Here is a 24,553-nt window from a genome sequence, read left to right on the forward strand (position 1 = left end):
CAGCGTTCAGTTCGATTTGGGCGGGCTCTTCGCCTCGCGTTGCAACTCGAGGCTCAGCTCCCTGAACTTGAGCCGCGCCGCAGGATCGCCCTGTGCGGCGGCCGCCGCGTAATAGGCACGGGCGATATTGAGATTGCGCGTCACACCGTCCCCGCCTCGTTCGTAAAACGAACCCGCGACATATTGCGCCGTGGCGTCGCCGCCCTCCGCGGCCTTTTTGTACCAATAGAACGCTTGCTGGTTATCGCGCGGGGTGCCACGCCCGTCGAGGAACTGATTGGCCAGCGACAGCTGCGCTTGCACGTGGCCTTGCCGCGCGGCTTTGAGGAACCACCGGTGTGCTTCGGCGGGATCCCGCGCGACGAACTCGCCATCGTCGTACATCCTGCCGTAGACGTACTGCGCATGCGACATGTTCGCGTCGGCGGCTTTGCGCAACCACTTGCGCCCTTCGTCGACATTCGCCGGCCCCCCTTCGCCGTTGAGCAGCATCATCGCGTAGTCGAACTGGGCCAGCCGGCTGCCATGCTCGGCCGCGTGGCGAAAACCTTTGAGCGCGGCCTCGAGAGCGCCGGCGTTATAGTCTGCGATCGCGCTTTGCGTCTCGGCATCGGCCGCGGCCTGGGGTACGCCGGCTAACGGCGAGGCACCCTGGGCGAGCGCGAATTCGCCGGGACCTGCCGCAGCGAGACCCACCGCGAGCATCGCCAACGCTTTGAGAGGATTCGTGAATGGGCTCATCGTGCGCCTCCTCGCGCCAACCGGCTCTCACGATCATACCGTGACAATCGAGCCAGGGCTGTTCACGCCGATGACAGGGCCGCCGAATGGGGCCTTTCAAGCGTCGCGTGCGAAATCGGCCCAGCAGTTCGGCGTTTCGAAGAGCCGCACGCGCGCGAGCCGCAAATTGACGCCATAGTGCGCGTCATAGACCGCGGCCAGAGTCTCGAAGGCGATCGCCGCGAGATTCTCGACGGTCGGTATCCGATCGAGTACGACGGTCTTATGCCCGGGCATCGATTCAAGAAACGTCCGCACCGGCGTATCCCCGGCATAGACGAGAAACGCGTGATCCCAGCGATTGACGAGATGCTCCATCGCCAGCGATTTCACATCGGCGAAATCCATCACCATGCCGCGATCCGGCGCGCCTTCCGTGTCCACGATATCGCCTTGCAGCGTAATCTCCAGCACGTAGCGGTGCCCGTGCAGGTTGCGGCATTGGCTGCGGTGGTCGGGAATGCGGTGCCCCGCATCGAACTCAAGTTTTCGGGTAATCGTCAGCACGAGAGGCTCAAGGAATATTCAAATACTTATGGGTTTGCATCGACAACCGCCACAACGGATGCCGCTTGCACCAGTCGATCGCAAGCCGCGTATTGAGTTCGCGCGCCGGCCCGTCCATCGGCTGCACGAGGAAATGCTCGAAATCCAGCAAAGCGTACTCCGCGAGGCGCTGATTGTCCTGAGGAATCACGACCTTCAACTCATTGCCTTTCGTCACGACGAGCGGTGCGTCCGCTTTGGGGCTCACGCACACCCAATCGATCGATTCGAGCACGGGCAGCGTTCCGTTCGTTTCGATGGCAACCTCGAAGTCCGCCGCGTGCAGCGCATCCACGAACGCCGCATCGATCTGCAGCATCGGTTCGCCGCCCGTGCAGACGACAAAGCGGTGCGCCTCGCCGTGCGGCCACAGCGATGCGATCTTCTCGACGAGGGCAGCCGCGTCCCGATATTTGCCGCCATTTTCGCCGTCGGTACCGACAAAATCCGTATCGCAAAAACGGCAGACGGCTTGTGCGCGATGTTCTTCCCGACCCGACCATAGGTTGCAGCCGGCGAATCGGCAAAACACGGCAGGCCGGCCGGCGTTCGCGCCTTCGCCCTGCAGCGTGTAAAAAATTTCCTTGACCGCGTACGTCATGATTTCTTTCTGTCCATCTCGATGGCCCGGGCGGCGAATGAACGAGCGCCCGTACCGATATCGTCGAGCCGCGCCGCGTCGCTACGCCGGCGGCTGCGTCACTTTTTCGCCCGCGCGAAACGCCTCGTACCCGCGCTTTCGCAGGCGGCATGCCGGACATTCGCCGCAGCCGAAACCCCAATCGTGCAACTCGGAGCGCTCGCCGACGTAGCAGGTGTGGGTCTCCACGCGGATCAACTCGACGAGCGCGCGGCCACCGAGCGATTCGGCGAGCCGCCATGTATCGGCCTTGTCGAGCCACATGAGCGGCATCTCCAGCACGAACCGGCTCGCCATGCCGAGATTGAGCGTGACTTGCAGCGCCTTCATCGTATCGTCGCGGCAATCGGGGTAGCCCGAAAAATCGGTTTCGCACATACCGCCGACGAGCACTCGCAGCCCGCGCCGGTAAGCGATCGCCGCCGCAATCGTCATGAACATCAGATTGCGTCCGGGCACGAACGTGTTCGGCAGTCCGTTCGCCGCCGCCTCGATCTCGATTTCGCGCGTCATGGCCGTATCGCTGATCGCGCCGAGCACCGACAAATCGACCGTATGGTCTTCGCCCAGACGTGCGGCCCACGCAGGAAATTCGCGGCAAAGCTGCTCGCGTACACCCTCGCGACATTCGAGCTCGACGCGATGGCGCTGGCCGTAATCGAAGCCGATCGTTTCCACGGTGTCATAGCGATCGAGGGCCCACGCGAGACACGTGGCCGAATCCTGCCCGCCCGAAAACAACACGAGCGCGCCGTTCTTAGCGTCTGTCTGCACCACCGTTAGAAACTCCGTGAACCAGAATGGGCGCGAACGCTCGCGCAGCGCCACCCGTGCAGTATATGCCTCGGCTTTTGGGGACAGGCGCCGTGGCGCTTATACGCAGTACCCGCCCAGACGCATACGGATGCCGATGCCGATGCCGATGCCGATGCCGATGCCGATGCCGAGCCGATGCCATGAGAAAAACCCCAAGGACCTTTCGGTTCTTGGGGTTCGATACTGCTGGTGGCCTGGGGCGGAATCGAACCACCGACACGCGGATTTTCAATCCGCTGCTCTACCAACTGAGCTACCGGGCCACGAAGAAGCGAGAGTATATCAAGGACCTAGGGCGTGCTCAAGTGCTTTTGGAGCACCCCTCACTCGCCCTTGTTCTTGCCGAGATCGACACCGAGCTGCTTGAGCTTCCGGTAGAGATGCGTGCGCTCGAGGCCTGTCTTCTCGGCAACGCGCGTCATGCTGCCGTTCTCGCGCGCCAGATGATATTCGAAGTAGGCGCGCTCGAACGCGTCCCGCGCATCGCGCAGCGGAATATCGAACGAGATCGACGCGGTCTGCGCCACGGCGGCCGTGCCCGCCAAGTTGTCGGAAGCCAGGACGGGCAACGCGACGGCCGCCGCGACGGCGTTCGAAGGCCCTCCGGAGGCCGCCTTGGCAGCCGCCGCGGCGGCTGCCGGCAGCGCTGTGCCGCGCGCAAGCCCTTGCTCGACTGCTTTGAGCAGCTTTTGCAGTGCGATCGGTTTTTCGAGGAAGTTCAGCGCGCCGATTTTGGTGGCCTCGACGGCCGTATCGATCGTCGCATGCCCCGACATCATGATGACCGGCATCGTCAACAAGCCCTGCGCCGCCCACTCCTTGAGCAAGGTAACGCCGTCGGTGTCCGGCATCCAGATATCGAGCAGCACCAGATCGGGCGTCTGACGCAAGCGGTATTCGCGCGCGTACTGCGCGTTTTCCGCGACTTCCACGGCATGTCCCTCGTCGCTCAGGATTTCGGAGAGCAACTCCCGAATACCCATTTCGTCGTCTACCACCAGGATGGTCGCCATTTATGCTGCCCTTGTCTGCGCTATTGCTTTTGTCGTTCCCGGCGATGCGCCTGAACGCGTTGCCGCCTGCCCCGATTCGAGCGGGGCGCTGTCGTCCGCCATTTGCAGGAACAAAATCGAGATCTGCGCACCTTCAACCGCCGCGTCTTTACCGCGATTGCGAATGTCGATGCGTGCACCGTGCTCGTCGACGATCTTCTTGACCATGGCGAGCCCGAGCCCCGTGCCTTTTGCCTTCGTCGTCACGTAAGGCTCGAACGCGCGCGTCAGGATGCGCGCGGGGAAGCCCGGTCCGTTGTCCGACACCGTCAGGCGCACGGCGACGCACACTTTGCCCTGCGCGTCGGGATCGCCATATTCTACTGTCTTGGTTTCGAGCACGACACGCGGATTTTCGACCTCGGCCACCGCGTCCTGCGCGTTTTGCAGCAGATTGTGTATGACTTGGCGCAGTTGTGTCGCATCGCCCTTGATAACCGGAAGATCGTGCATGTTCACGACGATCGGACTCTTGCCTTCCTCGATGCCGTATAACGCGAGCACTTCCGCAACGAGATCGTTGAGTTGCAAATTGACCAGTACCGCGGGCGGGGTGCGTGCGTAATCGCGGAAATTGTCGACCATTCGCTTCATCGCCGCGACCTGGTTGACGATCGTCGTCGCACCGCGTTTGAGCACATCCGCATCGTGCGGCGACAGCTTGTCCGCAAGCTTCATCTGCAAGCGCTCGGCCGATAGCTGAATCGGTGTCAACGGGTTCTTGATCTCGTGCGCGAGCCGCCGCGCCACCTCGCCCCAGGCCGCCGAGCGCTGCGCCGAAATCACGTCGGAGATGTCGTCGAATACGACGACATAGCCCGCCGTGCGACCTTCGTCGGGCACGCTGTCGACCGTGCCCGACATCAGGCGCGAACCGCGCACGAGCAGCGTCACAGGCTCGCTCTCGCCCGGCAATTGAACTGCGAACTGCTGCTGCCAATGCCCATCGTCGAGTTCGCCGTGATCGGCGGCGTCACGGTCCGCGAACGCCTTGCGCACCATCGCACCGAACTCGGCCGCCACACCGATGTGCTCGAGCGAGGCACCGAGCATCGACTGAAACGGCTGCCGGAAAATACGCTCGGCACCGCGATTGGCCGTCGTCAGCCGAAATTGCCGGTCGAGCACGAACACGCCCGCCGTGAGGTTCGCGAGAATGCGCTCGAGATAAGCCTTCGAATGCTCGAGCGCGACGCGATTTCGTTCGACGGCCGCACGCGCCTCGGAAAGCTGGCGCGTCATCGCGTTGAACGACTGCGTCAGAAAGCCCAGCTCGTCGCGCGTCTTGATCTCGCGCTTGGGCGTGTAATCGCCCTCCGCCACCTCCTTCGTGCCCTGCGCGAGCAAAAAGAGCGGCCGGGCAAGCTGATTGCCGAGCGCGAGCGCCAGCATCATCGCGATGAACGTCGCGAGAAAAAGCGCGAGCGTCAGCGTGCCGATGTACATCTTGCGCAAGCCCGTGCGCCCCAGGGCCTTTTCCTGATACTCGCGATAGGCGCGCTGTACCGCGTCGGCATTACGTGCAAGCGTCGGCGAAACCGACTGCGTGATCTGCAAGAAGCGCTCGGTCGGCTGCAACAGCGAGGTCGTCGCGTCGGGCACGCGCTCGACGACGCGCAAGCGCAGCGAGCCTTTGCCACCCGTCGCATGCGGATCGCCGTCGATCTCGCCCTCGATGGCCGCAAAGCCGCGAGCGCGCGCCTGATCGATCATGAGCGGCGTCGGCAGATCGTCCGGCACGAGCTTGGCGATGTTGTTCGACGCCTGCGCCAGCACATGCAGATCGGGCGAGGCGCCCACTCCGCGCGTCGTCTCGATCAGCATGGCCTCCTGCACGCCGAACTGATCGCGCAGCCGCAGCAGCGTGATCGTGGTGTTGGCAGGATTCGCGCTCGCGAGTTGCTCGGACATCAGACGCGCCTTGGTCTGCAGGTCAGAGAGCGACGCGTCGAGCATGCCGCGCCCGAGATTGAGGCCCGAAGTCAGCGCGGTCTCGATGTTCACATCGAACCAAGATTCGATGCTGCGCGAGACGAATTGATATGAAACGATGTAGATGATCCCGCCCGGCACGACGCCGACGAGTGCGAAGAAAATCGCGAGCTTCGCCAGCAGCCGCGTGCCGAACTTGCCCTTGCGCAGGCGCGCGAGAATCATCGCGACGAGTGCGACGACGACGAGCAGGAAGACGAGCGCGACCGCGATATTGGCCGCATAAAGCCACGAGTAATAGCGGTCGAAGAACTCGGTGTTCGCGCTCGCCGCCGCGAGCAGCACCAGCAGCAGCAGCGCGACGACGGCGACCGTCGCCACGAGCACGCGCAAGACGATGCTCTTCACATTCGCAATCCGGCGCACGCTACTTAGCATGTTCGTTCACCGTGAAAGTAAAGCGCTTCCAGTCCGACGCCAGCGCCCAGTCGCGATTGTTCACCGCATCGACCTGAAACGGCTTCGGCATCAATGCGGTGTCGAGCTGCATGCGCACCGATGCCGTGTAGGTTTCGCCGGGCCGCACCTGCGTGCGATCGATCACGTGCCACGAGCTCACGTGTTTGATCACGGCGAGCGCATCGGCGAGCGACGCGAAGCCGAGTTGCAGCCCGCCGCTCGAGACGCGATATTCGCGCGTGAGCGGTTGAAACGACAGCCGCAGCGTCTGCGATGCCGATACGGGCTGCTCGTCGAACCAATACCAGCGCGCCCGCGTGAGGTCGAACTCGGTCGTGAAGTACAGCGGAACGCCTTTGTTGACGGCATCCTCGAGGCTGTTGTTGAGCTCGAACTCGAAACGGGCATCCAGGCTCCATCCCGTGCCGTCCGCCTGCAGGGACGCGCGCTGCACGGCGATGGAATCGGCGAACGCCGACGCCGCTGCGGCAAGGCAAAGGGTCAGCCCGATCAGGAGCACGGCCACGAGCCGAAGCGGAAAAGAGCGTTTGCTGATCGTCACCGTTTCTGAAAGCGCGCGTAGAAAAAACCGTCGTGGTCGATGTCTGACCCGGTGCGCCCGGCGGCGCGCATTCCGGCCGATACGAGAGCGCCGGATGGAAGTGCCGCGCCGGCCGAGACCGGCGCCAGCTGCCCTGGCGCGTCCAATCGTACCGCATCTTGATGAACGCGTTCAAACCGGGCGGCCTGAGCCTCGCCTTCTTCCGGGAAGATCGAGCAGGTCACGTAAAGCAGCTCGCCGCCGGGCGCCACGAGCGGCCATAACGCATCGGCAATGCGCGCTTGCTCGGCCGCGAGCGCGGCGATGTCTCCCGGCCGGCGCAGCCAGCGAATGTCGGGATGACGCCGGACGATGCCCGAGGCCGAGCAGGGGACATCGGCGAGAATTCGGTCGAAAGGCCGTCCGTCGTACCAGGCGTCGGGCGCGCCGGCATCGCCGATTCGCACCTCGGCTGAAAGCCGCAGCCTGTCGAGGTTTTCGACGATGCGCCCGGCGCGCGCGGCGTCGCTTTCGAGCGCAACGAGCGTCACATCGGCCAACTCGAGCAGGTGCCCTGTCTTGCCGCCCGGCGCGGCGCAGGCATCGAGCACGCGCATGCCGTCGCGCACGCCGAGCCACTCGGCCGCCAGTTGCGCGCCCGCATCCTGTACCGAGACCACGCCGTCGGCGAAGCCGGGAATACGTTCGACCGGCATCGGCGACGCAAGCCTGACCGCGTACCGTCCGATGGCGGCCCCTTCGATCCCCGCCTCGCGCAGCGTTTGCAGATAACCGTCGACCGTCGTGCGGCGCGCGTTCACGCGCAACGTAAGCGGGCCGGGCGCATTACCGCTCGCGAGAATGGCCTCCCATTGCGCCGGCCAGGCATGCCGAACCGCGTCGATCCACCAGCCCGGATAGTTCCAGCGCGCGACCGGGTCGGCCTGCGCGCTTTCGATGAGCGTCTCTCGCTCGCGCAGGAAGGTTCGCAGCACCGCGTTGACGAGTGCTTTCGCGAATGCGAGATCGCGCCGCGCACCGACGGCATGCACGGCCTGATCGACAACCGTATGCCCGGGATAGGCCGCGTTTGCCGCGTCGTCGATCAACAAGGCCAGCGCGCATACGAGCAAATTGCCGACATGCGGAGGCGGCGGTTTGCGCACGAGCCGCGCCACGAGCCAATCCGCTGTGCCGAGGCGCCGCAACGTCCGGTAGGCGATGTCCTGGACCGCTTGGCGCGATAGCTCGGCTGCCGCGGGCGGGGAACTCGCGCGAACGGCAGCCAGCGCCGCAGGCAATGCGCGGCCGGCGCGCACCGCCGCCACCGCCTGCGCGGCGGCATCGAGCGCGAAGCCTAGCGAATCGGGCACGAGCGGCAGCGCCGGCAGACGCTTTTCACGGACGGCTTGCGGCGAGCCGTGCTGCCGGTGCGCTGAAGAAGATCGGGTCATGGAGACAACGGTGGAGCGAGGGCGCCATGTGACACCCTCGGCAGGACAAACGCCGCATTTTAGCGCGCTTGCCCGACGAACTCGCCGCGCGAGACGCGCGGCGTCGCGCAAAGGAGCGCGGCGCGTCAGTCGTAGCGGCCCGTGCGCGCCATTTCCATCAGGCGCGCGATACGCTCCTCTGTCGCCGGGTGCGTGGAGAACAGATTCGCGATGCCACCGCCCGACAGCGGGTTGAGAATCATCATCTGGGCGGTTGTCGGATGAGCCTCGGCGGCCGCAAAAGGAATCCCCGCCGCATAACGGTGAATCTTGTCGAGCGCCGAAGCGAGCGCCTGCGGGTCACCCGAGAGTTCCGCGCCGCCGCGATCGGCTTCGAATTCGCGCGCGCGAGAGATGGCCATCTGAATCATGGCCGCGGCGATCGGCGCGAGCAAGGCAACGGCGATGCTGGCGATCGGGTTGGAGGGACGCCCTTGCTCGTCACGCCCGCCGAAGAACATGGCGAAATTGGCGAGCGCGGAGATGGCACCGGCCATCGTCGCCGAAATGGTCGAGATCAGAATGTCGCGATGCCTCACGTGCGACAGCTCGTGCGCCATGACACCGCGCATCTCGCGCTCCGAGAGAACGCGCAAGATGCCCGTCGTGGCAGCCACGGCCGCATGTTCGGGATTGCGTCCCGTCGCGAAAGCGTTCGGCGCGTCTTCGTTGATCAGATAGACGCGCGGCATCGGCAAATTCGCCCGCGTGGCGAGTTCGCGCACCATTCGATAGAACTGCGGCGCACTGGTCTCGTCGACTTCCTGAGCGTTGTACATGCTGAGGACCATCTTGTCGGAGAACCAGTACGAAAAGAAATTCATCGCGAGCGCGATGACCAGCGCGATCGTCATGCCGCGCGAGCCGCCGATCATGCCGCCGATCACGACGAACAGGGCCGTGATCGCCGCCATCAGCATTGCGGTTTTGACCCAGTTGAACATGAGCTCTCCTTTTCCCGTTTGCCTGGTGCCTGGGGACCGCGCGGCAGCAATACGCCTACGGCGGTCACCGATCGATTGTAAGCGATTCGTTAGTTTGCGGCTCGGGCAAAAAATTCAACCCCCGGGCCCGGAAATCAACGCTGAGCCGTGGCGAGCTTCAACCCGAGCCCGACGAACGCGCTGCCGACCACGCGGTCGAGCCACTTTTTCACGCCGGGCTTGCCGCCGAGGCGCTCGGTCACGCTGCCCGCAACCCATGCAACGAAGCTGTTCCAGACGGTGCTCATGGCGACGAAAACCAAGCCGAGAAAGAGGAACGCCAGCGCCTTGGCGTCGCTATCGGCCGAGACGAATTGCGGAAAGAACGAAACGAAGAAAAGCACGACCTTGGGGTTCAGCACGTTCGTCCAGAACCCTTGTACGAACAGCTGCCCGAGCGGCTTGCGCCCCGCCGCGAGGCCCTGCGGCTGCTCGGCCGGCGCTTGTCGCGGCTCGCCGCGCGACGCGAACAGCAGCCGCGCGCCCAGATAGATGAGGTAGATGGCGCCCACCAGCTTGATGACCGTGAACGCGGTGGCCGAGGCGGCGAGCAGCGCGGTCAAGCCGAATGCGCACGCCAGCGAGTGCACGCAACAGCCGGCCGAGATACCCAGCGCGGAGACCAGCCCCGCGCTGCGCCCCTGCGCCACGCTGCGGCCGACGATGTACGCGGTGTCGGGGCCGGGCGTCACGTTCAACAAGAAAACGGCTGCCAGGAAAAACGGAAAGTGAACGATGCCGAACATGCGCGAAATCTCCTGACCTCAAACTTCCAAAACCCGTGATTCGACAGAGTGCCGAGCGCATGCGCGGCGCGGCGGTCTTCAGCTTTGTTGCGGCAACAGGAACCGCTGCCCGACCACGAGCGCACTGCCGGCGAGAAATTCGCGCACCGGCAGCCGTTTGCCGCCCGGCTTTTGCAGCTGCGCCAAGCGCAGCGCGCCTTCGCCGCAGGCCACGACGATACCGTCCGGCAACACCTCGACGATCGTACCCGGCGCAGCACCGGGCGCCCGTACCTCGGTGGGCTGCGCAGCCCAGACCTTCAGCATCGCGCCGTCCTCGAGCGTCGCCGCACCGCCCGGGAATGGGTCGAACGCGCGGATTTGCCGGGCCAGAGCGTCGGCCGGCCGCCGCCAATCGAGCGCCGCTTCGTGCTTGCCGATCTTCTCCGCGTAAGTGGCGCCCGCTTCCGGCTGAGGCGTCGCAGCGAGCGCGCCGTTGCGCTCGAGCTCGCCGAGCGCTTCGACGATCAACCGCGCACCCAGCGTGGCGAGCTTGTCGTGAAGCGTCGCCGTCGTGTCTTGCGGATCGATCGCGACGCTGGCCGCACGCAGCATCGCCCCCGTATCGAGTCCCGCGTCCATCTGCATGAGCGTGATACCTGTTTCGGTATCTCCGGCTTCGAGTGCCCGATGGATCGGCGCGGCGCCGCGCCACCGCGGAAGCAGCGAAGCGTGAATATTGATACAGCCGTGACGCGGAATGTCGAGCACTTCCTGGGGCAGCAACAACCCATAAGCGGCTACGACCATCACATCGTGCGGCGTCTCGCGCAGCGCATCGATGGCTGCGCTCGCTTCGACCGGATATTTGCCGTCACGGCGTAGCGACGGTGGCTGGGCCACCGGCAAACCATGCTCGAGGGCATAACGCTTCACAGCGCTTGCCTGCAGCTTCATGCCACGCCCCGCCGGGCGATCCGGCTGCGTCAGAACGAGCGCGATCGGAAACCCGGCCGCATCGATCGCGGCGAGCGCCGCGGCCGCGAATTCCGGCGTACCGGCAAAAATGACGCGCAGCGAATGTGTCATGGATTCCAACGGGGACGGGCCGCTCACATCGCGTGGGCGAGCTTTTTCATCTTGGTCTTGATGCGAGTTTGCTTGAGCGGCGAGAGGTACTCGACGAACACCCGCCCCATCAAGTGATCCATCTCGTGCTGAATGCAGACGGCCAGCAGACCTTCGCAATCGATCTCGAACATCTCGCCATGTTGGTTGAGCGCGCGCACGCGAACCTTCTCGGCCCGCTCGACACTGTCGTAGATACCCGGCACCGAGAGGCACCCCTCTTCGGCAAGTTTGCGCTCATCGCTGGACCAGACGATCTCCGGGTTGATGAACGCGCGCAGCTCGTCATGCGTCTCCGAAACATCGATGACGATGACGCGCTCGTGAACATCGACCTGGGTCGCGGCGAGGCCAACGCCCGGGGCGGCATACATCGTTTCCGCCATATCGGCGACGAGCTTGCGGATGCGCTCGTCGACGGTTGCGACGGGCTTCGCGATCTTGTGCAGGCGTTTATCGGGGTAATGCAGGATGTTCAGTAATGCCATGGTCGGAAAGTTACTGGCGCTCGAGCAGCCACGCTTCAGTGGTGCCGCGCGCGAATCAACAATTGCCGTATGCGGCGATAGGCCGTTCGGCTGGCTTGTGCCGCCGTGCTCGCACACCGAAGATAGCTCGATGTCGTGCGTCGCTTCGCCGCAGGAACCAGAGCAGGCGAGCGTTCGCGCCGCGTTTACGAGGGCACGGGGGCTTTTTCGGATGGTGAAAATTTTAACATGCCGCGGGGGTCTGCGCAGGCGGCCGGGGCGGGCGCGATGAAAGCGCTGCCGATGACCGACGATGAACGGGCGGCGTGGTTGGCCTTGGCCGCCGCCCGCAGTCTCACGCCCGCCGCGCTGCGGACATTGCTCGCCGCCTTTGGCATGCCGCAGGCCTTGCGCAGCCAATCGTTCGACGCGCTCGCGGCGGTCGCGGGCGACGCCGCCGCGCGGGCCATCCTCGCACCGTTGCCCGCTGGCTGGGACGCGCAGGTGGCCCGCGTGGCGATATGGTGCGAGCAGCCGGGCAACGCACTCGTTTCGCTCGCCGATCCCGCCTATCCGCCCGCGCTGCTTGCGATGCCCGATCCGCCGCCACTGCTGTACGTCAAAGGGCGATTGGAACTGCTGCATGCGAACGCGATCGCCCTCGTGGGCAGCCGCAACGCCACGCCGCAGGGGCTCGAAGACGCCGCGCAATTCGCCCGCGAACTCGCGGCGGCGGGTCTCGTGATCGTGTCCGGTCTCGCGCTCGGCATCGATGCAGCGGCGCACTGGGGCGCGCTCGCAGTCATGGGCCACACGGTGGCTGTCATCGGCACGGGTATCGACATCGTCTACCCCTTGGCGCACCGCGAGCTTGCTCAGCGGATCGCGTCGCACGGGGCGCTCGTCTCCGAGTGGCCGCTCGGCACACCGGCGCGGCCGTCGCACTTTCCTCAGCGCAACCGGCTCATCGCCGGGCTCGCGAAAGGCGTCCTGATCGTCGAGGCGGCGCTTCGGTCGGGCTCACTCATCACCGCGCGGCTTGCCAACGAGATGGGGCGCGACGTCTTTGCATTGCCGGGGTCCATCCATTCGCCGCTTTCGCGCGGCTGCCATCGCCTGATCAAAGAAGGCGCCCGGCTGACCGAGGAGCCCGCGGAAATTCTCGAGGAACTGGGGCTCGTCGGCATGGCTCGGTCTCGCGCCGACGCTGCAGCCCCAGGACCTGGCGCGCCAGCGACACCGGCAGTCGCACAGGCAGTCGCACAGGCAGTCGCACAGGCAGTCGCACAGGCAGCAGCGCAGGCGGGCGCCGACGCGGGCGCGGCGCCCGCCTATGCGCAAGGCAGCGCCGCGGCACGCGTGATCGCGGCACTCGGCCACGCGCCGACCACCCTTGAAGTTCTCGCCAGACGCACCGAGATGGATGGCGCGGCATTGCAGGCGGCGCTGCTCGAACTCGAATTGGCCGGCCACGTGGATACGCTGCCCGGTGGCCGCTTCACGCGTACGGCAACGCGCCGGGGCTGAAGCAGCGTGCGCAGGTCCGCAATTCGCGCCAGCGGGCCGCGACGCCGTGCAACGTCCGCCGTGCTACATTCGCTCGAAACGAACTTCGTCCGACACAGGAAGACCCAGCATGCCCGCGCTGAACCTCGATACCGACTCCGACCGGATCGCCGAGCGCGTCACCGACAGCGATACGCTCCTCGTCGCCTGCCTTTGCGCACAGTGGTGCGGCACGTGCCGCGATTACCAGGCCGAATTCGATCGCCTGGCCGAGGCGCACCCCGAGGTCTGCTTCGTCTGGATCGACATCGAAACGCACGCGGACCGATTCGACGATCTCGACGTCGAAAACTTCCCGACGCTGCTGATCGAGGACGGCGTCACGACACGCTTTTTCGGCACGGTACTGCCGCATATCTCGATAGCCGAGCGCCTGCTGTCCGATCTGAGCGCGCTGCCGCCGGCAGTCGGGGCTCCCAAACTGAGGCCTGCCCTCGTCGCAGCCTGACCCTCTTTGTTCTTCTCGCGCCGCGGTATGTCTCGGCACGTGCGATGCTTGCGTTCCGCGTTTGCGCAGACTCTGGAAAAACGGGCTTGAAAACACAAGCCTTTTCCGATCGTGGGACGCCCCGAGCGCGCCGTGTGCTATAAAGCGGTCGTTAAAGGAACCACTATACGGGGATTGACCCCGGAGACTATTACATCCTGTCATGTCCAAAGCACTGATCATTGCGGAGAAGCCCTCGGTCGCGAACGACATCGCGCGAGCACTCGGCGGCTTCACCAAACATGACGAGTACTACGAAAGCGACGAGTATGTTCTCTCGTCGGCAGTCGGCCATCTGCTCGAGATCGCCGCGCCGGAGGAATACGAAGTCAAGCGGGGCAAATGGAGTTTTGCTCATCTGCCCGTCATTCCGCCGCACTTCGACCTCAATCCGATCGCCAAGAGCGAATCGCGGCTCAAGGTGCTGACCCGGTTGATCAAGCGCAAGGATATCGACCGCCTCATCAACGCATGCGACGCGGGCCGCGAAGGCGAGTTGATCTTCCGTCTGATCGTCCAGCACGCGAAAGCCAAACAACCCGTTCAGCGGCTGTGGCTGCAATCGATGACGCCGGCCGCGATTCGCGAAGGCTTCGCGCACTTGCGCAGCGATAGCGACATGCAGCCGCTGGCGGATGCCGCCCGCTGCCGCTCCGAGGCTGACTGGCTCGTCGGCATCAACGGCACCCGCGCGATGACGGCATTCAACAGCAAGGGCGGCGGCTTTTTCCTGACCACTGTGGGGCGCGTGCAGACGCCGACACTATCGATCGTCGTCGAGCGCGAGGAGAAAATCCGGCGCTTCGTGCCGCGCGATTACTGGGAAGTTCGCGCCGAGTTCGTGTGCGCAAGTGGTTTTTACGAAGGGCGGTGGTTCGATCCGAAATTCAAGCGCGACGAATTCGACCCAGAGAAACGCGATTCGCGTCTCTGGAGTCTGGCCGCCGCCGAGACGGTCGTGGCGGCCTGCCGCGATCAGATCGGTGTCGTCAGCGAGGAGTCGAAGCCTTCGACGCAACTCTCGCCGCTGCTGTTCGATTTGACGAGCCTGCAGCGCGAGGCGAACGGACGTTTCGGCTTTTCGGCGAAGAACACGCTCGGGCTCGCGCAAGCGCTCTATGAAAAGCACAAGGTGCTCACTTATCCGCGAACCGATGCGCGCGCGCTGCCGGAAGACTATATCGGCACCGTGACGAGCACGCTCGAGATGCTGAAGGAAAGCAACAACTACCTTCCGTTCGCGAAACAAGTGCTCGACAAAAGCTGGGTCAAGCCCAACAAGCGCATCTTCGACAACTCGAAGATCAGCGATCACTTCGCCATCATTCCGACGCTGCAGGCCCCGAAGGCGCTCTCCGAGCCCGAGCAGAAACTTTACGATCTCGTCGTCAAGCGCTTTCTGGCCGTGTTCTTTCCGGCAGCCGAATATCGCGTGACGACGCGCATCACCGAAGTGGTTGGCCACCACTTCAAGACCGAGGGCAAGGTTCTCGTGGAACCGGGCTGGCTGCAGGTCTATGGGCGCGAGACGGGTGGCGAGGAAGCCAACCTCGTGCCGGTGCAGAAGGACGAAAAGGTCAAGACCGACAAGATTGCCGCCCACGAACTGACCACGAAACCGCCGGCGCGCTACAACGAAGCGACGCTGCTGTCGGCCATGGAAGGTGCCGGCAAGCTCGTCGAAGACGACGAGTTGCGCGAAGCGATGGCCGCGAAAGGGCTGGGCACGCCGGCCACGCGCGCGGCCATCATCGAAGGGCTGCTCGGCGAGAAATATCTGGTGCGCGAGGGGCGCGAGCTCATCCCCACGGCCAAGGCATTCCAACTCATGACGCTGCTGCGCGGGCTGGGCGTGAAAGAGCTGACCGCCCCCGAGCTCACCGGCGAATGGGAGCACAAGCTGGCGCAGATGGAGCGCGGCAAGCTTGCGCGCGACGCCTTCATGCAGGAAATCGCGCGCATGACGCAAACGATCGTCAAACGGGCGAAGGAATACGATTCCGATACGATCCCGGGCGATTACGCGACGTTGACGACGCCCTGCCCAAACTGCGGCGGCCAGGTCAAGGAAAATTACCGGCGGTTCGCTTGCACACAATGCGAGTTCTCGATTTCGAAGATTCCGGGCAGCCGCCAATTCGAGATCGACGAAGTGGAAACGCTGCTCGCCAAGAAAGAGATCGGACCGCTCTCCGGTTTCCGCAGCAAGATGGGGCGCCCCTTCTCGGCCATTCTGAAGCTGACGTTCGATGACGAAATCAAGAACTACAAGCTCGAGTTCGATTTCGGCCAGGATCAGGGCGGCGAGGACGGCGAGGCACCGGACTTCTCCGATCAGGAAGCCGTCGGCGCGTGTCCGAAATGCCATGCGCGCGTCTTCGAGCACGGCATGAGCTACGTGTGCGAGAACTCGGTCGCCGTTCCGAAGACCTGCGATTTCCGCTCCGGCAAAGTCATCTTGCAGCAGGAGATCGCGCGTGAGCAGATGGCGAAGCTGCTCGAGGCGGGCCGCACCGATTTGTTGACCGGCTTCAAGTCGTCGCGAACCGGACGCAACTTCAAGGCGTATCTCGTCAAGCAGAGCGACGGCAAGATCGGTTTCGAGTTCGAGAAGAAGGAGCCCTCGGCCAAGACGGCGGCCAAATCGAGTGCTCGCACAGCGGCTGCCTCGGCCAATGCGGTGGCGGACGAGGCGGGCGATACGACGGTGGCGACGGCCCGTAAGACAACGGCCAAGACAGCAACCAAGACGGCCGCAAAGACAGCCGCCAAGCCGGCAGCAAAGGCTCCGGCCAAGAAGGCGGCCGCCAGAAAAGTGGGCGCGTGAGTGAGTGGCCGCCAACGCTGCGGCAGGCGGCGCGCTTCGGCGTTAGCTCGGTCGGCGGGAAAGCCTGCCTCGGCAGACGTTCCGGCCCTTAGAGCGCAGCCCAACGGCGCGCAGGCGCCGCCATCGGCCGTCACCGCACCGCATTCACTCAGAGCGGCGTCGGCGTACTCATGCGCGAGCGGCCCGCGCGAGGCACCTTCGGCAGCGTTCCGTCGTGGCGAGCCCCGGCGTACCGCTTTTCTCCGTCCTCGAGCGGCTGCGGTGTTTCGCGCTCTTGCGCGGCCACCGGAGCCGGAGCCGCAACGGGCAGCGCCGTGCCGTCCTTGAGCCATAGTTCGCCCAGCGTGCCGTTCGGCGTCTGGCTGAAGTGCTCGACGAGATGGTCGATGAAAGTCCGCACCTTGGCCGGCAGATGGCGCCGGCTCGGATAACCGATGTTCACCTCGACCTGCGGCAGCCGATAGTCCGACAGCACGCGCACCAGGTTGCCGCGTGTCGCGTCGCTACCGATCAGGTAACTCGGCAGAATCGCGACCCCCATACCGAGCAGCGCGAATTGACGCAGCATTTCGGTGTTGTTCGCCACGATCACGTTCGACGGACGCACCCGCACTTCGCCCTCGGGGCCCGTGAACACACGCTCATCTCCCCAATATTCCGAGGGCAGGCTCAGGCAGGCGTGATCGACCAGTTGCTCGGGCCGTGTCGGCGTGCCGTGCTTCTCGAGGTACGCGGGCGTGGCACAAACGATCATGCAGCCGGTCGTCAGGCGGCGCGTGACGATGCTCGCGCTGCGCATTTTCTGGGCGATGACGATGCCGACGTCGAAGCCTTCTTCGACCAGATCGACGCCCCGGTCGACGAGCGTCAGATCGGGCAGCACCTTCGGGTAGCGTTGAACATAGGTCTGAAGCACCGGGGCAAGATTGTGCAGGCCGAAAACGACAGGCGCCACGATGCGCAGGGTGCCGACCGGCTCATGGTTGCGGGCGACAACCATTTGCTCGACGTCTTCGAGTTCGTCGAGGATTTGCCTGGCCCGTTCGAGATAGACCTGGCCCGATTCGGTCAACGAGAGGCTGCGGGTAGTGCGGTTGAGCAACCGCGTGCCGAGCCTGGCCTCCAGGTCGGCGACATGGCGCGTGGCAACGGCGTTCGAGATATCCATCGCGCCTGCCGCGCGAGCAAAACTGCCGAGATCCGCCACTTTCACGAACACACGCATCGACTGCAAATGATCCATTGACGACTCCTGCCGCTGTGATTACTCAGAAAAAAATTTCCGAGCCAATTCGTAATTGTCCTACGACTGCGAAAACAGCGCAGAGTTGCTTCGCATCGTCGAATTTTCGAGACTAAAATCGCGACGGATCACATTAGCGGGGAAAAGGCGACGCTCAGCATGCGTAATACGTAAAAGAATCGCGTCTAGCCAGCGATTCCCTACGTAGGCTGTCGTAAGCGGTCGGATCGAGCGGAGCGAATGAAGGCCTGCCGTAGCCGGCAACGGCGGCACGGCGCAGGAATGCGAATCCCCGCGCCGTCGAAAGGTCGCCGTCAGGAGGCCGCGAGCCGGCTTTCGATGCCCGCCTTGGTGCGAGTCAGCGCATCGGGCAAGCCATGACGGAGCTTTTCGAAGAGTTCGGCGTGCAGCGCGAGCTCGTCACGCCAGGCCGCATCGTCGATCGAGATCACCTGCTCGAACTGCTCGCGCGTGAAACCGAGGTTCGTCCAGTCGATATCCTCGTAGCGCGGCGAGATGCCGAACGCGTGCTCCACGCCCTCAGCCTGGCCTTCGATGCGGCCGATCATCCAGCGCAGCACGCGCATGTTTTCGCCGAAGCCCGGCCAGACGAACTTGCCGTCGGGGCCCTTTCGGAACCAGTTGACGCAGAAGATCTTCGGCACCTTGCCGTCCAGCGACTCGATGCGTTCGCCCACGCCCAGCCAATGGCCGAAGTAGTCGGCCATGTTGTAGCCGCAAAACGGCAGCATCGCGAACGGATCGCGCCTCACTACGCCTTGCTGTCCTGCCGCCGCGGCCGTCGTTTCCGAACCCATCGTCGCCGCCATATAGACGCCTTCGATCCAGTTGCGCGCCTCGGTCACGAGCGGCACCGTACTCGAACGGCGGCCGCCGAAAATGAAGGCATCGATCGGCACACCGGCGGGATTCTCCCAATCGGGATCGATCGAGGGGCATTGCGCCGCGGGTGCGGTGAAGCGTGCGTTCGGGTGAGCCGCCTTGCGCCCTGTCTCCTTGGCGATCGCGGGCGTCCAGTCCTGTCCTTGCCAATCGATGAGATGCGCGGGCGGCGTATCGGTCATGCCCTCCCACCAGACGTCGCCATCGTCGGTCAGCGCGACATTCGTGAAGATGACGTTGCTCTTGAGCGTCGCCATGGCGTTGTAATTCGTTTTCTCGCTCGTGCCAGGCGCCACGCCGAAATAGCCCGCTTCCGGATTGATGGCATAAAGGCGGCCGTCTTTGCCTGGCTTGATCCACGCGATATCGTCGCCGATCGTCGAGATCGACCAGCCGCTCATGCCGGGTGGCGGGATCAGCATCGCGAAGTTCGTCTTGCCGCAGGCCGACGGAAACGCCGCCGCCACGCGGTACTTGCGCCCCTCGGGCGACGTGACCGTGAGGATCAGCATATGTTCGGCAAGCCATCCTTCGGAGCGCCCCATCGTCGATGCGATGCGCAGCGCGAAGCATTTCTTGCCCAGCAGCGCGTTGCCGCCATAGCCCGAGCCGAAGCTCCAGACCTCGCGCGCTTCAGGAAAATGCACGATGTATTTGGTGTCGTTGCACGGCCATGGAACGTCGGGGGTGCCGTCGACGCGCGGCGCGCCGACCGAATGCACGCAAGGCACGAAGCTGCCATCCGTGCCGAGCACTTCGTACACCTGCCGCCCCATGCGCGTCATGATTCTCATGTTGACTACGACATAGGGGCTATCCGTGAGCTCGATGCCGATGTGCGCGATGGGCGAGCCGAGCGGCCCCATCGAGAACGGCACGACATACATCGTCCGCCCGCGCATTGCGCCGTCGAACAAACCGTCGAGCTTCGCGCGCATTTCTTGTGGATCGACCCAGTTGTTGGTCGGGCCTGCGTCTTCGCGGCGCTCCGAGCAAATGAAGGTGCGATCTTCGACGCGAGCGACATCCGAGGGGGCCGAGCACGCGAGATAGGAGTTGGGCCGTTTCGAGGGGTTCAGGCGCTTGAGCGTTCCCGCGTGGACCATTTCGTTGCAAAGACGGTCATACTCTTCCTGCGAGCCGTCGCACCAGACGATGCGCGCGGGCTTCGTCAATGCCGCGACGCGCTCGACCCATTCGAGCAATTTTCGATGTCTGACGAATGCCGGCGCCTCGATAGTGGGGGCGCCCGCCGGGGCGGATGATTGATTCATCGAGCTTGTCTCCGTTTTATGTTCATGGAAGGGAAACGTGGGGCTCGCTGACGCTGCATGCGAGAGGCATGTGCGCAACCTACGTCGCGCGGGCGCCGGTGGGACGGCGCGTCAGGAGCATCGCAGCTTGCGCGTCGCCGCCGCAAGCTGCTAAATAGGAGCGGTCCTGCCTATCGAAGGGGGCGATCAGCATCGTAGCCAAAGCCGGTGCATGGTCCATGCCAGCTCCTTTTTTTCGATGGGTGGAACCGGGAAGCATATCACCGCGTCTATTGCGTTCATCGTGCGCTGCAAAACCAAACTTGCCCTATGAAAATTGCCATACTCGACGACTACCAGGATGCAGTTCGTAAACTCGATTGCTTTCAAATGCTTGCCAGCCACGAAGTCAAGGTGTTCAACAACACTGTGCGCGGCCTCGGACAGTTGGCAAGCCGTCTGGCGGAAGTCGATGCGCTGGTGCTGATTCGCGAGCGTACGCGTGTGACCTCGCAGTTGCTCGATAAGTGCCCGCATCTGCGGATGATCAGTCAAACGGGTAAGGTATCGAGCCACATCGATCTCGATGCCTGTACCGAGCGCGGCATTGCGGTGCTCGAGGGCGTCGGCTCGCCCACCGCGCCGGCCGAATTGACCTGGGCGCTCATCATGGCCGCGCAGCGGCGCATCCCGCAATACGTCGCGAATTTGAAGCAGGGCGCGTGGCAACAGTCGGGATTGAAAACTTCGGCGCTGCCGCCGAACTTCGGCCTCGGCCAGTTGCTGCACGGCCATACGCTCGGCATTTGGGGCTATGGAAAGATCGGGCGGCTCGTGGCGGGCTATGGAAAGGCGTTCGGCATGCGGGTGTTGGTCTGGGGGCGCGAGCACTCGCTCGAAGCGGCGAAAGCCGACGGCTATGAGGCGGCCGAAAGCCGCGAGGCCTTCTTCGAGCAGAGCGATGTCCTCTCGATCCACCTCCGGCTGCACGACGACACACGCGGCATCGTCAAGCAAGCCGATCTCTTGCGCATGAAACCAACGGCGCTTTTCGTCAACACGAGCCGCGCCGAGTTGCTCGAGGAGAACGCGCTCGTCAACGCACTGTCGCATAACCGGCTTGGCATGGTCGCCATCGATGTCTATGAAAGCGAGCCGATCCTGCAAGGGTATGGGCTGCTGCGGATGGAGAATGTCATCTGCACGCCGCACATCGGATATGTCGAGCGCGAGAGCTATGAGCTCTACTTCAGTGCCGCCTTCAAGAACATCCTTGCATTCGACGATGGCGACGTCTCGAGTGTCGTCAATCCGGATGCGTTGTCGGTCGTCAAGCGCCGTTGAGCGAAGGGCGCGCGTCGGTTTGGCTCGCGCGGCATGCGCGGTTCCTTGGTCGAAGCGTAGATCATGCGGCGGCGTCGACAGCGCCGCTGGTGTAGCCGAGTTGCGGCAGGCGGCGCAAGAACGCCTCGCCATCGCGCCGGCCGAGCTCGTAGGCAGGGCGCATCAGTGCGGGCTGGGTGTAATCCCAGCTCGAGATCGGCACTTTGCTCGATGGCTGCACGTAAAGACGCTGCTGTTCGCCGTGCGCGACGACGAACATCTGCGGGCGCGGATAGCGGCGTGTCACCATGACGAGCACTCGCCCCGCTGACGGGTCGAGCGCGTCGACCGGGACATTGTCGACCATGTCGCCGTCTAGCACGGGCTTGCCGTCGCGACGCAAAACGGGCGTGAAGGGTGGTGTGCAGGACGACTGGAGAATCAGGTCCGCGAGCGCATCGACGGTCACGCAGTCCTGCGCGCGCAGGTATTCCGGCCGGAAGCCAAGCGTGCGGCCTAGCGTCGGATGCAAGGTCTTGCGCACGTGTTTTTCGATGTTGTAGGCGATGAGTCCCGCTGCGACCGATATGTGGGCGCCGAGCCAGCGCGGTACGTGCGAGACGCCGATGCGGATCTCGGGCGCGCTGGCCAGTTGGGCGAATGATTCGCCATAAATGTCGAGCAAGGCTTGGCGGTAGATTCGATAGTGCGGAAACACTGATGCGCCGCGGCGCAAGAGATTGCCCCAATAGGCGTTTTTCGTGTTGCTGCGTAGCACGTCTTCGTAATAGCGCATGACCCACTGCGAATTTCGCGTGTAGAGCATGCAGGCGGTGGCGGCGCCAGCCGAAATCCCGCCGATGACGCGCGGCTTCAACGCGAGTTCGGGCTGAACGGTTTCCCAGAATCCGGCCTGCCACCAGCAGCGGTTGCCGCCGCCTGCGAAGACGACTTGATCGAACATGTTGCGGTGGTTTTCCTGCGGTTTTTGCGGATTTGTGGGGACTGTGCAGCTGGGCCGCGGGATGGATGCTGCGCAAGGCGCCATGATACTGGCGGCCGTTGTCTGGAATCAAAGAGGGAGTGCTCGGGAACGTGCGGGCCGCGGAGCCGGGGCTCGTGACGGTGGAGAGGGGCCTTGGGGTACTGGTCGCGGATTTTTTTGCGAGAAATGCGCACTAGCACTAGCCAAGCAAGAAAAAGTCCTGCATAATTGACGATCTGTTGGGGCGTTAGCTCAGTTGGTAGAGCAGCGGACTCTTAATCCGTAGGTCGAGTGTTCGAGTCACTCACGCCCCACCACCGAATTTTGCTGTAGAAAATCAAGCACTTGCGAGCGATCGCGGTGCTTTTTTTTCGTCTATGGCCCGCGTGTGCAGGCGTCAAAAACTGGCCTTTGCCGGAAAACTGCCGGAACGGAAGAATCCAGACCAAGCGATCTCAATCTTTCGCATGGAGTCTGGAAATGGCATACATCAGCCAGCGCGGCGCTTACTGGCGCGCTGAAGTCCGCCGACGCGGTTACAAGCCCGTCTATCGATCGTTCGACACCAAACAGCAGGCGCAGCAATGGGCTCGGAGGGTGGAGTCGGAGATGGACAGTGGAGCGTATGTTGATCGCACGGAAGCCGAGCGAACCACGCTCCGCGAGGCGTTGGAGCGGTACCGCCGCGAGATCGTCCCCGAAAAGCGCCACCCCTATCAGGAAAACCGACGCATCCAACGCTGGATCGACAATCACTTGTCGCACCGAACTCTAGCCAACTTGCGCGGCGCAGACTTCGCGAAGTATCGAGACGAACGCAGAGCAGCCGGGCGCGCAGAAAACACCATTCGGCTCGAACTCCAAGTCATCAGCCACCTTTTCGAGATTGCCCGCAAGGAATGGGGCATGGACGCGCTGACGAATCCCTTAAAAAACATCCGGAAGCCCTCCGGCAGCCAAGCTCGTGATCGACGTCTACGCGCAGGCGAATTCGAGAAACTACACGCTCTACTGTCCGCCAGCGGCAATCCGTGGGCAGCACCTGCTTTCGAGCTAGCCATCGAAACCAGCTTGCGCCAAGGAACCCTCTTTAGGGTCCGCTGGGAATGGCTCGATCTTGGAAGTCGACTCCTCCGGTTCCCTCCCGATGCGCGAGGCGCAGACAACAAAGGCGTGCCCGCGGTTCTGCCACTCTCGACTCGGGCTGTCAACGTCTTGCGTCATCTTGCAGCCATTGCGGAAGGCCCGGAATTCCGAGCTAGCCGCTCGATACACGGCCCCGCCGATGCGGCTCCCGAAAGACTTAGCGGGCGAGTACTCGGAACAACCGCCAATGCAGTCATCTGCGTTTGGAAACGGACATTAAAGAGAGCTAGTCTCGACGACCATGAATTGCGCGACTTGCGGTGGCATGACTTGCGCCATGAGGCAGCGAGCCGCCTTTTCGAGAAAGGCCTCAACCCAATTGAAGTTGCCAGCCTCACCGGTCATCGTAGCCTTCAAATGTTAAAGCGCTACACTCACCTCAAACCGGAGAGTCTCCTCGACAAGCTCGGGTAGGATTGCCCTTCCTCGTACGACCGGGCAAACCATCACTCGGCGAACAGTTCTCTGGGAGCTGCTTCGACGAGTAAAATGCACCCGCTAGCGCTCAATCCACTCCCACTAGATCCCCGCCAGTCCCGAGGTTGGTACAGAAGAAGCGGCATTTGACAGCTGTCACTGACCGGCATATTCGAGCCATTCCGGGATCGGCGTAATCGAGCCACCGGATGATCGCCGTAATCGAGCCAGTGCATGATCGGCACAATCGGGCCACTCGATGATCGGCGTATTGGAGCCACCTCAGGATCGGCGTAATCGAGCCACGTAACGGGCTCGCTGTTGCGTCGGGCGCCAGCCCGAAGCGCATTTCGAATTTCCGCAACCCGGTACCTTCGTGCTTTTTGCCCGGAGAGCCGATGAGTCGAAGGAGGTTCGAAGTGTTTGAGTATCGACAGGTCCTGGCGCGCATGCGTCAGGGCGATTCCGACCGCGATATTGCCGCGGCGCGCCTGATGGGGCGCGGCAAGCTGAAGACCGTCAGGCAGGTCGCGCTCGATCGCGGCTGGCTTGATCCCGGCCGGCCATTGCCGGACGACGCCGAGTTGGCCGCGATCTTCGGGCGCAATCCGCAGCTTCCGCGCAGTTGTGTTTCCACGATTGAACCGTTTCGCGATCTGGTGCGCGGCTGGTTCGACGCCGACGTGCAGGGCACGACGATCTTCAACGCGCTCAAGCGTAACCACGGCTATACGGGCAGTTATTCGGCGGTACGGCGCTTTCTGACGCACCTGAGGGCCGAGCGCGGAGCGAGAGCAACGACGATCCTGGAGTTCGCGCCAGCGGACGCCGCGCAAGTCGA

Annotated in this window: 20 protein-coding genes, 2 tRNA genes and 1 pseudogene; 7 read left to right on the forward strand and 16 right to left on the reverse strand. The window is 63.7% G+C overall.

The features are described 5' to 3' along the window. Positions 1-6: 6 nt before the first annotated feature. The 13 genes from GWC77_RS05435 to def all read right to left on the reverse strand — a co-directional run bounded on the left by GWC77_RS05435 (position 7) and on the right by def (position 11,583). The gene (locus GWC77_RS05435; protein WP_254366818.1) at positions 7-741 is read right to left on the reverse strand and encodes a tetratricopeptide repeat protein; all 735 of its coding nucleotides are present in this window, start codon (positions 739-741) and stop codon (positions 7-9) included. Positions 742-837: 96 nt separating this feature from the next. Continuing rightward, positions 838-1,284 (reverse strand): 6-carboxytetrahydropterin synthase QueD, encoded by a 447-nt coding sequence (gene queD / locus GWC77_RS05440; protein WP_173255876.1) that lies wholly within the window; start codon positions 1,282-1,284, stop codon positions 838-840. Between the two features lie 10 nt (positions 1,285-1,294). Further along, positions 1,295-1,927 (reverse strand): 7-carboxy-7-deazaguanine synthase, encoded by a 633-nt coding sequence (gene queE, locus GWC77_RS05445; protein ID WP_173255848.1) that lies wholly within the window; start codon positions 1,925-1,927, stop codon positions 1,295-1,297. 81 nt (positions 1,928-2,008) lie between these two features. Further along, positions 2,009-2,743 carry a 7-cyano-7-deazaguanine synthase QueC gene (gene queC, locus GWC77_RS05450; protein WP_173255849.1) on the reverse strand — a complete coding sequence of 245 codons (735 nt, stop codon included), beginning with the start codon at positions 2,741-2,743 and terminating at the stop codon, positions 2,009-2,011. A gap of 226 nt (positions 2,744-2,969) precedes the next feature. Further along, positions 2,970-3,045 (reverse strand) — tRNA-Phe (locus GWC77_RS05455). 60 nt (positions 3,046-3,105) lie between these two features. Next, positions 3,106-3,795 (reverse strand): response regulator transcription factor EsaR, encoded by a 690-nt coding sequence (gene esaR / locus GWC77_RS05460; RefSeq protein ID WP_173255850.1) that lies wholly within the window; start codon positions 3,793-3,795, stop codon positions 3,106-3,108. Continuing rightward, positions 3,796-6,204, reverse strand: a complete 2,409-nt coding sequence (locus tag GWC77_RS05465; protein WP_173255851.1) for a PAS domain-containing sensor histidine kinase — start codon at positions 6,202-6,204, stop codon at positions 3,796-3,798. Then, entirely contained in the window at positions 6,194-6,787 is a 594-nt protein-coding gene (locus GWC77_RS05470; protein WP_173255852.1) for a DUF4390 domain-containing protein, read from the reverse strand. The genes GWC77_RS05465 and GWC77_RS05470 overlap by 11 nt, the downstream gene beginning before the upstream one ends. After that, positions 6,784-8,220 (reverse strand): 16S rRNA (cytosine(967)-C(5))-methyltransferase RsmB, encoded by a 1,437-nt coding sequence (gene rsmB, locus GWC77_RS05475; protein WP_173255853.1) that lies wholly within the window; start codon positions 8,218-8,220, stop codon positions 6,784-6,786. Before rsmB ends, GWC77_RS05470 begins: the two co-directional genes overlap by 4 nt. A 125-nt stretch (positions 8,221-8,345) precedes the next feature. Continuing rightward, complete coding sequence (gene htpX, locus GWC77_RS05480; protein WP_173255854.1) at positions 8,346-9,203, reverse strand: zinc metalloprotease HtpX; 858 nt, start codon at positions 9,201-9,203, stop codon at positions 8,346-8,348. A 134-nt stretch (positions 9,204-9,337) separates the two neighbouring features. After that, complete coding sequence (locus tag GWC77_RS05485; RefSeq protein WP_173255855.1) at positions 9,338-9,988, reverse strand: LysE family translocator; 651 nt, start codon at positions 9,986-9,988, stop codon at positions 9,338-9,340. Between the two features lie 78 nt (positions 9,989-10,066). Next, positions 10,067-11,056, reverse strand: a complete 990-nt coding sequence (fmt, locus tag GWC77_RS05490; protein ID WP_173255856.1) for a methionyl-tRNA formyltransferase — start codon at positions 11,054-11,056, stop codon at positions 10,067-10,069. 23 nt (positions 11,057-11,079) lie between these two features. Beyond that, positions 11,080-11,583 carry a peptide deformylase gene (def, locus tag GWC77_RS05495; protein WP_173255857.1) on the reverse strand — a complete coding sequence of 168 codons (504 nt, stop codon included), beginning with the start codon at positions 11,581-11,583 and terminating at the stop codon, positions 11,080-11,082. Between the two features lie 267 nt (positions 11,584-11,850). On the opposite strand from def, the gene dprA reads away from it, so the two are divergent. From dprA to GWC77_RS05510, 3 genes are all read left to right on the forward strand, one after another. After that, positions 11,851-13,089 (forward strand): DNA-processing protein DprA, encoded by a 1,239-nt coding sequence (gene dprA, locus GWC77_RS05500; protein ID WP_173255858.1) that lies wholly within the window; start codon positions 11,851-11,853, stop codon positions 13,087-13,089. 109 nt (positions 13,090-13,198) lie between these two features. Then, a complete protein-coding gene (locus GWC77_RS05505) occupies positions 13,199-13,576 on the forward strand; it encodes a thioredoxin family protein (RefSeq protein ID WP_173255859.1) in 378 nt (125 codons plus the stop codon). Between the two features lie 202 nt (positions 13,577-13,778). Beyond that, the gene (locus GWC77_RS05510) at positions 13,779-16,442 is read left to right on the forward strand and encodes a DNA topoisomerase III (protein ID WP_173255860.1); all 2,664 of its coding nucleotides are present in this window, start codon (positions 13,779-13,781) and stop codon (positions 16,440-16,442) included. A gap of 148 nt (positions 16,443-16,590) precedes the next feature. On the opposite strand, the gene GWC77_RS05515 is transcribed toward GWC77_RS05510, so the two are convergent. Continuing rightward, positions 16,591-17,685 carry a LysR family transcriptional regulator gene (locus GWC77_RS05515; protein ID WP_173255861.1) on the reverse strand — a complete coding sequence of 365 codons (1,095 nt, stop codon included), beginning with the start codon at positions 17,683-17,685 and terminating at the stop codon, positions 16,591-16,593. A 314-nt stretch (positions 17,686-17,999) separates the two neighbouring features. Continuing rightward, the gene (locus tag GWC77_RS05520) at positions 18,000-19,862 is read right to left on the reverse strand and encodes a phosphoenolpyruvate carboxykinase (GTP) (protein ID WP_173255862.1); all 1,863 of its coding nucleotides are present in this window, start codon (positions 19,860-19,862) and stop codon (positions 18,000-18,002) included. A gap of 309 nt (positions 19,863-20,171) precedes the next feature. On the opposite strand from GWC77_RS05520, the gene GWC77_RS05525 reads away from it, so the two are divergent. Then, positions 20,172-21,185: a D-2-hydroxyacid dehydrogenase family protein gene (locus GWC77_RS05525; protein WP_173255863.1), complete on the forward strand. Its 1,014-nt coding sequence runs from the start codon at positions 20,172-20,174 to the stop codon at positions 21,183-21,185. Positions 21,186-21,246: 61 nt separating this feature from the next. Here the strand turns inward: GWC77_RS05525 and GWC77_RS05530 are convergent, their stop codons facing one another. Further along, a complete protein-coding gene (locus GWC77_RS05530) occupies positions 21,247-22,128 on the reverse strand; it encodes a patatin-like phospholipase family protein (RefSeq protein ID WP_173255864.1) in 882 nt (293 codons plus the stop codon). Positions 22,129-22,390: 262 nt separating this feature from the next. Here GWC77_RS05530 and GWC77_RS05535 point away from each other — a divergent pair. From GWC77_RS05535 to GWC77_RS05545, 3 genes and pseudogenes are all read left to right on the forward strand, one after another. Beyond that, a tRNA-Lys gene (locus GWC77_RS05535) sits at positions 22,391-22,466 on the forward strand. Positions 22,467-22,629: 163 nt separating this feature from the next. Further along, the gene (locus GWC77_RS05540; RefSeq protein WP_173255865.1) at positions 22,630-23,709 is read left to right on the forward strand and encodes a site-specific integrase; all 1,080 of its coding nucleotides are present in this window, start codon (positions 22,630-22,632) and stop codon (positions 23,707-23,709) included. A 422-nt stretch (positions 23,710-24,131) separates the two neighbouring features. Further along, positions 24,132-24,553, forward strand: a pseudogene (locus GWC77_RS05545) (IS21 family transposase); the annotation flags it as partial.

The sequence above is a fragment of the Paraburkholderia sp. NMBU_R16 genome (assembly GCF_013282575.1).
Taxonomy (GTDB): domain Bacteria; phylum Pseudomonadota; class Gammaproteobacteria; order Burkholderiales; family Burkholderiaceae; genus Trinickia.

Excerpts from the sequence above, each read along its gene's own strand:
- GWC77_RS05435 (WP_254366818.1), bottom strand. The coding sequence starts at position 741 with ATGAGCCCATTCACGAATCCTCTCAAAGCGTTGGCGATGCTCGCGGTG.
- queE (WP_173255848.1), bottom strand. The coding sequence starts at position 1,927 with ATGACGTACGCGGTCAAGGAAATTTTTTACACGCTGCAGGGCGAAGGC.
- esaR (WP_173255850.1), bottom strand. The coding sequence starts at position 3,795 with ATGGCGACCATCCTGGTGGTAGACGACGAAATGGGTATTCGGGAGTTG.
- GWC77_RS05465 (WP_173255851.1), bottom strand. The coding sequence starts at position 6,204 with ATGCTAAGTAGCGTGCGCCGGATTGCGAATGTGAAGAGCATCGTCTTG.
- rsmB (WP_173255853.1), bottom strand. The coding sequence starts at position 8,220 with ATGACCCGATCTTCTTCAGCGCACCGGCAGCACGGCTCGCCGCAAGCC.
- htpX (WP_173255854.1), bottom strand. The coding sequence starts at position 9,203 with ATGTTCAACTGGGTCAAAACCGCAATGCTGATGGCGGCGATCACGGCC.
- GWC77_RS05485 (WP_173255855.1), bottom strand. The coding sequence starts at position 9,988 with ATGTTCGGCATCGTTCACTTTCCGTTTTTCCTGGCAGCCGTTTTCTTG.
- fmt (WP_173255856.1), bottom strand. The coding sequence starts at position 11,056 with ATGACACATTCGCTGCGCGTCATTTTTGCCGGTACGCCGGAATTCGCG.
- def (WP_173255857.1), bottom strand. The coding sequence starts at position 11,583 with ATGGCATTACTGAACATCCTGCATTACCCCGATAAACGCCTGCACAAG.
- dprA (WP_173255858.1), top strand. The coding sequence starts at position 11,851 with ATGAAAGCGCTGCCGATGACCGACGATGAACGGGCGGCGTGGTTGGCC.
- GWC77_RS05505 (WP_173255859.1), top strand. The coding sequence starts at position 13,199 with ATGCCCGCGCTGAACCTCGATACCGACTCCGACCGGATCGCCGAGCGC.
- GWC77_RS05510 (WP_173255860.1), top strand. The coding sequence starts at position 13,779 with ATGTCCAAAGCACTGATCATTGCGGAGAAGCCCTCGGTCGCGAACGAC.
- GWC77_RS05515 (WP_173255861.1), bottom strand. The coding sequence starts at position 17,685 with ATGGATCATTTGCAGTCGATGCGTGTGTTCGTGAAAGTGGCGGATCTC.
- GWC77_RS05520 (WP_173255862.1), bottom strand. The coding sequence starts at position 19,862 with ATGAATCAATCATCCGCCCCGGCGGGCGCCCCCACTATCGAGGCGCCG.
- GWC77_RS05525 (WP_173255863.1), top strand. The coding sequence starts at position 20,172 with ATGAAAATTGCCATACTCGACGACTACCAGGATGCAGTTCGTAAACTC.
- GWC77_RS05530 (WP_173255864.1), bottom strand. The coding sequence starts at position 22,128 with ATGTTCGATCAAGTCGTCTTCGCAGGCGGCGGCAACCGCTGCTGGTGG.
- GWC77_RS05540 (WP_173255865.1), top strand. The coding sequence starts at position 22,630 with ATGGCATACATCAGCCAGCGCGGCGCTTACTGGCGCGCTGAAGTCCGC.